This is a genomic window from Nafulsella turpanensis ZLM-10 (genome assembly GCF_000346615.1).
GTDB lineage: Bacteria > Bacteroidota > Bacteroidia > Cytophagales > Cyclobacteriaceae > Nafulsella > Nafulsella turpanensis.
In genome coordinates this window covers 63272-75592 of the sequence record NZ_ANNU01000010.1, presented here as the reverse complement: position 1 = coordinate 75592, position 12321 = coordinate 63272, and the positions used below count along the sequence as shown (strand labels likewise).

Here is a 12321-nt window from a genome sequence, read left to right as displayed (position 1 = left end):
AGGTCTCTGATTTATTTTTCTGATATTCAGAGTCAGCATTAAAATATCACAGAAGGAAGTATTGAGGTTGAAAGCTGAAAAGGTGGCATATCACATTCTATGTCTATGGTAGCGAAAGCAGCTTCAAAGGGTGTTAAAAGAAATCTGAAAGAAGATTCTGAGCTTTATGGAAAGGTACAGACTTTTAAAAATGAAAAGAGGCTGTTTCCAAAGCGAAGAAAGGAGGGATGAAGTGCTTTAGAAACAGCCTCTGTTATCAGAGATGAGGAAAAGAGGGAGCGCTTAAACGCCTGCCATTGTGGTTTGGGAAGGGGCAAGCGGCTTGCTCATTTCTTTTTCCAGCGGAGCTACTTTAAATGGCTTCTTGGCCTTATGTCCGCAATAGGAACAGCTGTAAAACTTAACCAGTTCTCCTTCGGAGGTGCTGGTAGGAGCTGCAATAAGCTCTTCCTTTTTAACTTTAAAAGTTTGGTAATTACAGTCGGGACACTGCAGGGCGTGCAGGTGGCCGCTGTATTTTTCAATTTTAGTATAGCCGGTTGCTACGTCTATCCATACATCGTAGTCCACAGAGTGGAGGTTTTCTTCGGCCTGCATCCCATCGTCGAGGTGTACATCTTCTTCTTCTTCAGTCAGGAGCTTCATGAGGTTACCGTTATTAGGATTTACTCTCGGGGAGAAGCGAAGCTTTTTAAGCCTTTTTTCGATGTAGAATGGGTAGTAAAAACGAAGAACGTTCTGGGCAATAACTCCTAATATAAGGCCTACCATTACAGACACAAACAGCCGAACAAAAATCCAGACCGGTTCAGGTTCTGTGATGGTGATGGTGTTTACGTAAACAGCTACGGCAGTGATAAAGGCAATGGTAGCATACCAGAGGGAATCGATCTCATGGCGATTGATGTAGTCGTACTTGTCCTTCTTGTCCCCTACGGTAACAAGTTTTAGTACATGGAACAAAAGGATGGCCAATCCAACACCAGCGATAGCAAAGGCTGCTATCTGGCCGGCGTAATTCCAGCTTTGCAGCATTTCGTTAAATCCTTCCATAATCTTAAAATTTTATATTGTAAAAGTTGGTCAATAGTAGTGAGGTTTTTTGTTTGAAATACCTGGTAAAGGTTACTTAGGTAATATTTCATAGGTATATACCTGTTATGCAGAAAAAGTAACCTCTAAGAGTAAAAAAAATTAATCATTTTTTTTGAGGAATGCTATAATAGTGTAAAATGGAGCAGCGGGTTTAATGTAAGATTATGCTCGTTTAGTGCGATTTATGGTCTTTTGTTGTTTTTAGCCGTTTGTATTGCGCCAGGTTATAAAGGTAGATTAGTGGCAAAAAGACCTTATAGCTGCAGCTTTGCGGAAGCTGGTAATACTGGGCGGCATCCTTTCTGCTGCTCAGGTAAAAGAAACAGACGGAGCTGCCGGGGGGGGAGGACAAAAAAAAGAGGCCGGACTTTAAAGCCGACCTCTTACTATTTAAGGTAATAAATGAACAGAGACTCTTTTCCTGCTCAGGAAGGAAGACCTGCTGTTATAAGTTCTCCAGGATAAAGTCCGTCATCATGGTAAAGAGGTGCAGGCGGGTATTGCCTCCATAAATGCCATGGTTACGGTTCGGGTAATAAAAGGACTCGAACTGCTTTCCTTCAGCAATAAGGGCATCCTGTAGCTCTACGGCATTCTGGAAATGCACATTGTCGTCGCCTGTGCCATGGATGAGCAGGTAGGCTCCTTCCAGCTTATCAGCATGGGTAATAGGAGAATAGTCGTCGTAGCCGGAGGCATTCTCCTGTGGGGTTTTGAGGTAACGCTCAGTATAAATGGTGTCGTAGAAGCGCCAGTTGGTAACAGGCGCAACGGCAATGCCTGTATCGAATATGTCGCTCCCCAGGAACATGGCCAGTGATGTCATGTAACCACCGTAGCTCCAGCCCCAGATACCGATGCGATCCTCGTCGACATAGGGCTGGCTGGCCAGGTATTTGGCAGCGGCAATCTGGTCGGCTACTTCGTATTTGCCTAACTGTCCGTAAGTAAGGTGCTTAAACTCCTTGCCGCGGGCACCGGTACCCCGGTTATCGACCGATACTACAAGGTACCCCTGGTCGGCAAGGTAGCTGTGCCAGAATTCGCGGGCGCCGCTAAAGTTGTTTAGTACAGTTTGTGAGCCCGGGCCGCCATATACGTACATGAGTACAGGATATTCCTTGGTGGGGTCGAAATCGGCTGGCTTAATCATATAAGCATTCAGGCGAATGCTGTCTGCCACAGGAATGGTAAAAAATTCTTTGGTGTTGAGGTTTACATTCTCAAGCGTTTCGCGAAGCTCTGAATTATCTTCCAGTACTTTAACCAGCTCCCCGCTGGGCGCCTTATGAAGGGTAACAGTTAAAGGTTCTGTAGCAGAAGAGTGGTACTGTATATAATAGGTGAAGTCGGGATTCATATTTATATCATTTACCCCGTCTTTCTCACTCAGTCTTTCCTTCTTCTTTCCTTTTACATTAATGCGGTACAGGTGGCGCTCCAGTGGAGAATCTTCGGTGGAGATGTAGTATACCAGCTCGCGATCTTCGTCGTAGCCGATGAGTTCTTCTACATCATAATTGCCATTGGTAATCTGGCGCACCAGGTCGCCATCCATTTCATATAAATATACATGTTTGTAGCCATCCTGCTCACTGGTGCGAATAAACCCATCATTATCTTCCAGGTAGGTAAGGTTGTCATTATAATTGATGTCTACATACGTGTCGCTCTCTTCGGTAAGCACTACTTCGGTTTCGCCTGTGTCGATATTGGCATGTAAAATTTCGAGCTTGTTCTGGAGGCGGTTCATCCGGATGATGGACAGCAGGTCATCGTCATTAGTCCAGTAGATGCGGGGGATATAAATATCGGTTTCCTCGCCTATATCCATGGTAACCATTTCTTCGTCCGGTATATCATATACCATAACTTCTACCACTGAATTTTTTTCGCCGGCCTTTGGATATTTGAATTTATAGTCCTGTGGGTACAGTTCGCCCCACTGCTGCATATTGTATTCTTTAACCTCGCTTTCGTCGAACTTATAAAATGCCAGTTTTTCGCTGTCGGGCGACCAGAAAAAGGCTTTGGCAAAAGAAAATTCTTCTTCATACACCCAGTCGGCGCTACCATAAATAATCTTGTTGAACTCGCCATCGGTCGTTACCGCTACCTCTTCCATATCGTCGAGCTCCTTGTAGTAGAGGTTGTTGTCGCGGACATAGGCTACTTTGCTGCCATCGGGCGAAAGGGTGGCGTAGGATACCTTGCCGCCTTCGTTAAGGGCTTTAAGAGACTCTTCCTGCATGTCGTACACATAAAAGTTGGCCTTGGAAGAACGACGGTAAATAGCCTCCTCGTCGGTCACCAGCAGCACCTTATTTTCATCGGCACTAAGACTGTAGTCAGTAAAACGAATAGGCTCTGTCTGGCCTTCCGGTATCAGTTTGCTTCCTTCTACTAAAGTTTCTACAGGATTTCCGGTAGTGATGTCAAACTTAATAATATTAAATGAGTTTGAGTTCTGGTCCGGGACAAGGGAGGTGTAATACTGGCCGTCGCGCATCCAGTTAATTCCATAAACTGAATTTACCTGAAAGGTACGGTCTTTAAATAGGTCGTCGAGCGTCGGAGTCCTTTTTTCCTGTCCAAAAGTGGCATTAGAAAATAAAATTAAGTATATTAAAGTCAGCCATTTAAAGGGGTGATGATTTTTTCGCATGTTATTTTTTTATGTTTGAAAGTTCACATGAACTCAAATATAACGATCGGCGTTAAACTTTTTGTAAAATTTTTATTTGTTTAATTTTTTGGGTGTATGTCACGAAAATCATTTCAAAGCATGTTAATTAATAACGAAGCACCGGTGCTCGTTATGTTTTATGCTCCCTGGTGTACGTATTGCCAGGATTTCCTGCCAGTTCTGGAAGAGCTGGCAGAGGAGTATGAAGAGAAGTTGCAGATTATCAAGGTAAATGTTGATCGTAATGTGGCGGCAGCCCTTCGGTACAGCATTAGGGCCACGCCCTCCTTTATGTATTGCTACAGAGGTAAGGTTTTATGGAAAAAAGCCGGACAGCTAACAAAAAGTGAACTTTCCGGAAAATTATCAAACCTTTTGGCTGTAGAAGGGGTATACTAGACTTGTGGGAGCGCAATTTCATCTGTTAGATTTGCGTTCCCATTTTAATTGTTTTAACCCTAAATTTTTAAACAGTCTAGTATGAACACAAAAAGATTTTTGCACTACTTCCTGAGTATGACGATGATTGCATCGCTCCTAATGGCTTGTGGTGAAGACCCTGTTGAACCTATTGTAGAAGCACCTTCTCTCCTTATTACAGGCGTAGCTGCCGGTGAAGAAACCGAAACCACCGTGGAGGTAGGAGAAGAAGTAGCCTTTGATATTGATGTTACCGCACCCGGAGGTTTTAATACCTTTATTGTTGAGAGAACAGTTGGAGATGGAGCGACTGTTCGTGATACTGTGGTAAGCAGAGGAGATGATATCGTTGAATTGTTCTCTTATGAGTTTGTCTATGTTCCAACTGCTGAAGTAGCAGGGGAAGCAGTGATTTTTGACTTTACCGCGGTTGATGAAGCTGGCGAAGAAAGCACCATCACCTATACTGTTAATGTGCTTGAGCCTGAAGTAGTACCCTATAATGCAGTTTTGTTAGCTGCTCCAACTGAAAATCAGACGAATGAGGTTTGGTTTAGTTCTACCACGGGGGATACGTATTCAACTCAGGAGGTGAATAGTACTACTGAAGCTATTTCTGCCCTGATTGATTTTGGTTACCGTTACGGTCCAAATGCCAAAGCAACACTCGCTTCTCCATCGGAATACCCTGAAGAAGGAATGCAGAATATTGGCAACTGGACTGCCATGAATAATACGCTTCTTAAAAGAACGGAGGTAACTCCTTCTGAATTTATAGAGAATAATTCTGCAGCTTTTATAGCAGAAGCTTTTGAGAACGGAACAGCTGGAGCTAGTCCGGAAGTTTTAACTAACCTTCAGGAAGGTGATGTACTTGCGTTTATGACTGATCCTGAAAAAGAGGGAGGCAGCAAAGTAGGTCTTATTCATGTAGAGGAAATTTACCTGGGTGCTGATGGAACTGGTTTTGGGTCAGATGCCTATATTTCAATAAATGTAAAGGTAACTGAGTAAACCTAACCATCCGGAATAAACTAAAAAGGAGCTCCTGAAATGTCAGGAGCTCCTTTTTTTGTTATATACATAGTGCACAAAGGTTCGGAGAATACTTAAGGTTTCTTCCGGCTTCTCAAACGGGGCCATGTGGCCGGTTTTATTTAAAATGTGAAGCTCGTAATCAGAGAGCTTTTTTACCTGCTTCTGGCTATCGGCCAGGGGAATGTTGGTGTCTTCTTCGCCTGCTATATAGAGGATAGGCTTTTTGAAGTGCTGCAGCACCTGCAGACGGTCTTTCCGTTGCTGCATGGCGCGGGTGTAGGCAACAAGGGTTTCTTTGGGGGTGGTGCGTGCAATAGCCAGCAATTCCTCAATCTCTTTTCTTAGCTCATCTCTGCTTTCGCTGTAGAAAAGCTGCGGAACAAAAGAATCGATAAACTTCTCCACTCCATGTTTCTCTACAAACTGAATCACATTATCGCGGCTGCGCTTTTTCTCTTCCGTATCAGCATAAGCGGTAGAGTTAATCATGCCAATGCCTTCCACCACATCAGGATATTTTTCGAGCAGGGCCAGGCTCACATAGCCGCCCAGTGAATGGCCGGCAAGAATGCAGCGTTCAATTTTCATGTCGCGGAGCCATTCATGAACGGCCCCGGCTACTTCGCTCAAGCTAAAGCTGCCGGCCGGCAACGAGCTCTTGCCGAAGCCCGGCAGGTCAGGGCAGAGTACGCGGCAGCGATGGGCCAGTTCGCGCTCAAAACGCTCCCATATTTGGTATGTTTCGCAGAAGCCGTGCAGCAGGATGAGGGGAGGATGGGTATGTTGGACGCCGCTTTCGCTGTAAAAAAGTTTCATAATTTATAGGTAGTAGGGAGATTGGAGACCATAGATTTTAGACGATAGACAATGGATGTAGGACGTCAGGCATAGGACTCTGCCTCCGGATGCAGGAATCTTGAGCCAGTGGTCAGGAGTCATAGCGAAGCAGGCATTAAACTGCTGTCATTGCGAGCGGAGCGTGGCAATCTTTAGCGAATGGAAAAGGAGCCTCAAAGAGGAAGTCCTGAGTTAGTACCCATTGACGTAGGACCTACCTTTGGTAGCAGGGAGGTTGCCGCGCCGGCCGGTTACCAATGACAGTTTCCATGGAAGATATTGCCTTGCCTTAATACCTGATTCTATATTCTTGAAGCTCAATATCTCTTACCCATTGCCATTAATCACCAGGCATCAGCCACTAAAAACCATCAATAACAACGCGAACTCCTACTTCGCTACACTCACCCCTGCCAGCTGGATAACCGCCCTGGCGATGCCGGCCGGATCGAAGCCGCATTCGGCATGGAGTTCCAGCTGTTCGCCATGCTCAATAATGGAATCAGGTATACCCAGCCGCTTTACCTGTGCATGGTAGCCATGGTCCGCCATAAACTCAACGATGGCGCTGCCGAAGCCGCCCATCAGGCAACCATCTTCCACGGTAAGCACTTTATCGAACTTGCTGAAAATTTCGTGCAGTAGCTTTTCGTCAAGCGGCTTTACAAAGCGCATATCGTAATGAGCGGGTTGCAGACCTTCTACATCTAACAGCTTCTGGGCTTCCGCAACATAATTGCCGATATGGCCAATGGTCAAAACAGCAACCTCTTCTCCATCCTGCACCAGGCGGCCCGTGCCATCTTTAATTTCTTCCATAGGAGTTCGCCACTCGGGCATTACACCCTGGCCCCGGGGATAGCGAATGCAGTAGGCGCCCTCGCGTGGTAGTTGTGCGGTATACATCATATTCCGCAGTTCTGACTCATTCATAGGTGCCGCCACCACTATGTTAGGGATGCAGCGCATATAGGCAAGGTCGTAGGCGCCGTGGTGAGTAGGGCCATCAGCTCCGGCAAAGCCGGCACGGTCAAGGCAGAATACCACGTGCAGGTTCTGGATACATACATCATGGATTACCTGGTCGTAAGCCCGCTGCATAAAGGTGCTGTAAATATTGCAGAAAGGCACCATGCCCTGTGTAGCCAGTCCGGCAGAGAAAGTAACGGCATGTTGCTCGGCAATGCCTACATCAATAGCCCGATCGGGCATGGCTTCCATCATAATGTTGAGGGAAGAGCCTGAAGGCATGGCGGGTGTAATACCCATAATTTTATCATTCTTCCCGGCCAGCTCTACAATAGTGTGGCCAAATACATCCTGATACTTGGGAGGCTGAGGAGTATCATATACTTTTTTCTGGATTACGCCGGTCACCTTATCGAATTTACCCGGTGCATGCCAGCGGGTCTGGTCCTTTTCGGCAAGGGCAAAGCCTTTGCCCTTAGTGGTAACGCAGTGCAGTATCTTCGGACCGGGAATGTCGCGGAGGTCGTTGAAAATACTTACGAGGTGGTTAACATCGTGCCCGTCGACCGGACCAAAATAGCGCAGGTTAAGTGATTCGAATAGGTTGCTATGCTGCAGCAGAAAGGTCTTCATGCTGGTTTCCACCTTGGAGGCAATATCTTTTGCGCTGGTGCCGAACTTGCTGAGTTTACCCAGCACTTTCCATATTTCGTCCTTTGCCTTATTGTAAGTGTGGGAGGTGGTAATGTCGGTAAGGTAATCTTTAAGCGCTCCCACATTTGGGTCAATCGACATATTATTGTCGTTGAGCACAATCAGGAGGTTAGAGTTGGTGAAGCCCGCATGGTTCATGGCTTCGAAAGCCATGCCGCCTGTCATGGCGCCATCCCCAATTACCGCAATGTGGTGCCGGTCTTTTTCATTCTTATATTCCGATGCAATGGCCATACCCAGTGCGGCAGAAATGGAGGTAGAGGAGTGGCCCACACCAAAAGCATCATAAGGGCTTTCTTTGCGTTTAGGAAAACCCGATATGCCTTTATACTTTCTGTTGGTATGAAATTGACTGCGTCGCCCGGTAAGAATTTTATGGCCGTAGGCCTGGTGCCCTACATCCCACACCAGCTGGTCAAAAGGAGTCTGGAAGGCATAGTGTAAAGCTACAGTTAGCTCCACAACGCCAAGGCTGGCGCCAAAATGCCCGCCGTATACCGAAACAGTATCGATGATATACTGCCGGAGCTCATGTGACAATTGGACTAGTTGACCCTGGTTGAGTTTTCGTAAATCAGCCGGATTGTCAATGGTAGCGAGCAGTTTCCCTGGTTGAATCAGCATAGACCTTCAATAAAGGATGTAAAGATTAGAAACACGCAAAAATAGCAAAAGTTTATGGAACTTACAGCTTCTTTCTGTCCGGCAGAAGCCCTTCGGTTCGAGGCTATTTATTTGAAGCCATGTCTGGTTAGTGACTGTTTTTTGTATAAGGTTAAACAAAGTAAAGATATTTACCTGTGCCGTGCCTGTTTTGTTTAACAATATAAGTAAATAATCTAGAATGCTGATGGCAGCTGTCTCTCTTTGTTCACTAAAGTTCAGCTACTGGTAAAATGATGGTGCTACAATAATCATGCTGATGAGCCTTATTACTGGATGATATTATTTAATTTTAAGGGCTTACTAAAACCGAAGTTGCCGAATCTGTGAGTTTTGAAATTAAATTACCCTTGTTTGAAGGTCCGTTCGACCTCCTGCTGTTTTTTATTGAGCGCGATGAGCTGGATATATACGATATTCCTATCGCCCATATTACGCGCGATTTTCTCGAGTACCTCCGGCAGCTGGAGCAGTTAAACATAGAGGTGGCCAGCGAGTTTATTCTGGTGGCTGCCACTCTTATGCGCATTAAAGCGAAAATGCTCTTGCCAAGGCCCCAGCTAAACGAGCAGGGCGAGGAAATTGATCCGCGGGAGGAGCTGGTAAAGCACCTGCTGGAGTATAAAAAGTACAAATCTGTTGTACAGGAGCTGTCGCAGATGGAAGCGGCACAAATGCAGCGTGAGAAAAGGGGAAATGTAGAGAAGGAATACAAACAGCTGGCCGAGGTGCATAATGTGGAAGAAGAGCTGCAGAACCTTGATTTGTATAAGCTGATGCAGGTATTTCAGCGGGTAATGCGGCGCTTCGAACAGAGTAGTCAGCAGCCTGTGCACCAGGTGGTGCCTTACCCCTATACCATTGGAGAGCAGAAAAAAATGATTTTAAACTGGCTGGGTATACAGGCACGCCTTTCTTTTGAGGAAATTATTCAGTATAAACCGGAAAAGATAGCCGTTATTTATAATTTCCTGGCTATACTGGAGCTGCTCCAGCTGAACCAGGTGCGCTTACAGATAGGGCAGGGGTTCAACAACTTCTGGATAATCCAGAAAGAGGTTCCGGTGCCGGAAAGCATAGAGAATAAATGAGTATTGATTCAGATAAAGTATTAAAAACACTCAACCCCCGGAAAGTATGGGTGCCGCTTCTGCTTGGTATTGGCATAGTGGTGGCCATGATTCTGACCGATGATGAACTAACAGTCGATAAGTTATTGCTGATTTCGCATGCCGGGGGTGGCGCCTTACTACTTTCTTTACTGATTATTTTTTGCCGCGATGCCGGCTATGTATACCGCATCAGGCTGTTAACCGGCAAACAGCTCAGCTGGCTCAGTAGTGTTTATGTTATTGTGCTGTGGGAGTTTGCTTCGGCAGTAACCCCTTCGGTGGTGGGAGGAACGGCAGTAGCAATTTTTATCCTGTACAAGGAGGGGATAAAAATGGGGCAGGCCGTTGCCTATGCCATGGTGTCGGCCATACTCGATAATATGTTTTTTGTGGTGGCGGCACCTATTGCCATTCTGTTGTCCAAAGGGCAGGCATTCCCTGCCATCGAGGCTATTGATATTGAGCTGGGAGGGAGTCTGGAGGCGCTGTTTTACATCAGTTATGGCCTTATTGCCCTTTACACCTTTGTAATGGGCTTTGCGCTTTTTGTAAAACCAAGAGCCTTTAAGTGGATTCTCATAAAGCTGACCTCCTTTGGCTTTTTGCGCCGCTGGCGACATGGTGCTATAAATCGCGGAAATGAAATTGTGCTGGCCTCCCGCCAGTTTAAAGGCAAGAACTTTAAATACTGGCTGAGCTTAAGTGTGGCAACTGCCTTTGTGTGGGTGGCTCGCTATTTTACCCTCAATGCGGTAATGAGCTCTTTTACCGACCTGAACTTCGACCAGCATATGCTGGTATTTGGGCGGCAAATTGTCATGTGGATTACCATGCTAATTTCGCCTACGCCAGGGAGTACCGGCGTAGCCGACCTGCTGTTCCCTCAGTTCTTCGGAATATTTTTGGCGGAGTATACCCTCATTGCAGGAATGCTCTGGCGGATGGTTACTTATTACCCTTACCTTATTTTAGGTGCACTGGTACTGCCACGCTGGCTGCAGAGGGTGTTTGTGAAGAGGAAAAAAGTTAGAAAGGAGATGTGAGACGTGGGACATGAGATTTTTTCAAGCTACTTATATTGCTTATCTCTTGTCTCATGTCTCCCATCTCAGGTCTGATTAAGCAAACTGCTCAGTTCCGGCAAAAAAGAAGCTGCCTTCGATTTGGGCGTTCTCATCGGAGTCGGAACCATGAACGGCATTGGCTTCGATGGATTTGGCAAATTTCTTACGGATAGTACCTTCTTCTGCCTGCTCAGGATTGGTGGCACCAATCAGCTTACGGAAGTCTGCTACTGCATTGTCTTTTTCAAGAATAGCGGCTACAATTTTGCCGGATGACATATATTTCTTCAGGTCGTTGTAGAAAGGGCGTTCTTTATGTACTTCGTAGAACTGGCCGGCGCGCTCGTCGCTCAGCAGAGTCAGCTTCATGGCTACAATTTTAAAGCCTGCTTCTTCAATCATTTTCAGGATTGCACCTGTATTTCCATCCGCCACGGCATCGGGCTTAATCATGGTAAATGTTCTGTTTGTTGCCATTGTACTAGTAGTTAAAGGTTAACGATAGTTTTTCTGCTATTATAAGGCGCAAAAGTAAGATAATAATTCGGAAATTGCCCTTCCGGCTGTAAAGGAATTGTTAAACCCTTTATTTGATACAGCCAAAGACTAACATTTTTGCTTTTCATCCAATTTATACGCAGTTTTGTAGCTTGACCAGATAACTTTCTGCATGGCAGTTAGGTATAATTCATTGATGCAAGATTTAAAGGCCTTACAAAAAGCACTTAGCAAAGCCCGCAAGGTGGTAATTACCACCCATCACAAGCCCGATGCCGATGCATTAGGTTCCTCTTTAGGGCTGGCAGGCTATCTGCAAAAAAAAGGGCATGAGGTGGCAGTAATTACGCCGACTGATTATCCGGCTTTTTTGAGCTGGATGCGGGGTAATGATAATGTGATTGTTTTCAATGAAGGCAATGAGGAAAAATCGGCCGCCCTGGTTGCGGAAGCAGATTTAATCTTTTGCCTCGACTTCTCTGCCCTGGGTCGTATAAACGAACTGGGTGAGCTCGTAAGGGCTGCTAAAGCCGAAAAGGTGCTGATTGACCACCACCTCGAGCCCGAAGACTTTGCCACCTATACCTTCTGGAGTACCGAAGCAGCCTCTACGGCAGAGCTGGTTTTTCAGCTTATTGTTGAACTGGGCGACCGCCAGGTGGTAGGCAAGGATATTGCCGAGGCCCTTTATGCGGGTGTCATGACGGACACCGGCTCTTTTAAGCACCCCAGCACTACGGAATATACCCACCGTGTAGTGGCCGACCTTATTCATTTAGGGGCCGATGTGCACCGGGTAAGTAAACTGGTGTACGATAATAATACCCTCGATAAGCTGCGCTTTATAGGCTATGCCCTGAGCGAAAAGCTGCAGTTTTTGCCTGAATATAATACAGCTTATATTGCCATTACCGCCGAAGAGCTGGAGCGTTATAAGTCCCGTACCGGCGATACTGAAGGTTTGGTCAATTATGCCCTGTCTATTGAAGGGGTAGTAATGGCGGCCTTGCTGATTGACAGGACCGAGGCGGTTAAAATCTCTTTTCGCTCGGTAGGGGAGTTTTCAGTCAACACCTTTGCCCGCGAAAACTTTGAAGGGGGCGGTCATAAAAATGCTGCAGGAGGAAAGTCCAACCTCAGTCTGGACGAAACAGTGGATAAATTTCTAGGTTTACTTCCAAAATATAAAGAACAGCTTCAGGCTAAAGTTTTAATCTATCAGTAA

At 46.0% G+C, this 12321-nt stretch carries 10 protein-coding genes; 5 read left to right on the top strand and 5 right to left on the bottom strand.

The features are described 5' to 3' along the window. Positions 1-282: 282 nt before the first annotated feature. Positions 283-1053 carry a hypothetical protein gene (locus F752_RS0105065; RefSeq protein WP_017730648.1) on the bottom strand — a complete coding sequence of 257 codons (771 nt, stop codon included), beginning with the start codon at positions 1051-1053 and terminating at the stop codon, positions 283-285. Between the two features lie 487 nt (positions 1054-1540). Next, on the bottom strand, positions 1541-3760 hold the full coding sequence (locus tag F752_RS0105055; RefSeq protein ID WP_017730646.1) for a S9 family peptidase: 2220 nt from the start codon (positions 3758-3760) through the stop codon (positions 1541-1543). A 96-nt stretch (positions 3761-3856) separates the two neighbouring features. Here F752_RS0105055 and F752_RS0105050 point away from each other — a divergent pair, with 96 nt between their 5' ends. Continuing rightward, the gene (locus F752_RS0105050; RefSeq protein WP_026135531.1) at positions 3857-4180 is read left to right on the top strand and encodes a thioredoxin family protein; all 324 of its coding nucleotides are present in this window, start codon (positions 3857-3859) and stop codon (positions 4178-4180) included. An 81-nt stretch (positions 4181-4261) separates the two neighbouring features. Further along, on the top strand, positions 4262-5215 hold the full coding sequence (locus tag F752_RS0105045) for a hypothetical protein (RefSeq protein WP_152425037.1): 954 nt from the start codon (positions 4262-4264) through the stop codon (positions 5213-5215). Between the two features lie 42 nt (positions 5216-5257). Here F752_RS0105045 and F752_RS0105040 read toward each other — a convergent pair whose 3' ends face one another. After that, the gene (locus tag F752_RS0105040; protein ID WP_017730643.1) at positions 5258-6055 is read right to left on the bottom strand and encodes an alpha/beta fold hydrolase; all 798 of its coding nucleotides are present in this window, start codon (positions 6053-6055) and stop codon (positions 5258-5260) included. Positions 6056-6466: 411 nt separating this feature from the next. After that, entirely contained in the window at positions 6467-8383 is a 1917-nt protein-coding gene (gene dxs / locus F752_RS0105035; RefSeq protein WP_026135530.1) for a 1-deoxy-D-xylulose-5-phosphate synthase, read from the bottom strand. A 365-nt stretch (positions 8384-8748) separates the two neighbouring features. Here dxs and F752_RS0105030 point away from each other — a divergent pair, with 365 nt between their 5' ends. After that, positions 8749-9513 (top strand): segregation and condensation protein A, encoded by a 765-nt coding sequence (locus F752_RS0105030; protein WP_017730641.1) that lies wholly within the window; start codon positions 8749-8751, stop codon positions 9511-9513. Next, positions 9510-10577 carry a lysylphosphatidylglycerol synthase transmembrane domain-containing protein gene (locus F752_RS0105025; RefSeq protein ID WP_017730640.1) on the top strand — a complete coding sequence of 356 codons (1068 nt, stop codon included), beginning with the start codon at positions 9510-9512 and terminating at the stop codon, positions 10575-10577. Before F752_RS0105030 ends, F752_RS0105025 begins: the two co-directional genes overlap by 4 nt. A gap of 75 nt (positions 10578-10652) precedes the next feature. Here F752_RS0105025 and F752_RS0105020 read toward each other — a convergent pair whose 3' ends face one another. Continuing rightward, a complete protein-coding gene (locus F752_RS0105020) occupies positions 10653-11075 on the bottom strand; it encodes a nucleoside-diphosphate kinase (protein WP_017730639.1) in 423 nt (140 codons plus the stop codon). A gap of 217 nt (positions 11076-11292) precedes the next feature. Here F752_RS0105020 and F752_RS0105015 point away from each other — a divergent pair, with 217 nt between their 5' ends. After that, the gene (locus F752_RS0105015) at positions 11293-12321 is read left to right on the top strand and encodes a DHH family phosphoesterase (protein WP_017730638.1); all 1029 of its coding nucleotides are present in this window, start codon (positions 11293-11295) and stop codon (positions 12319-12321) included.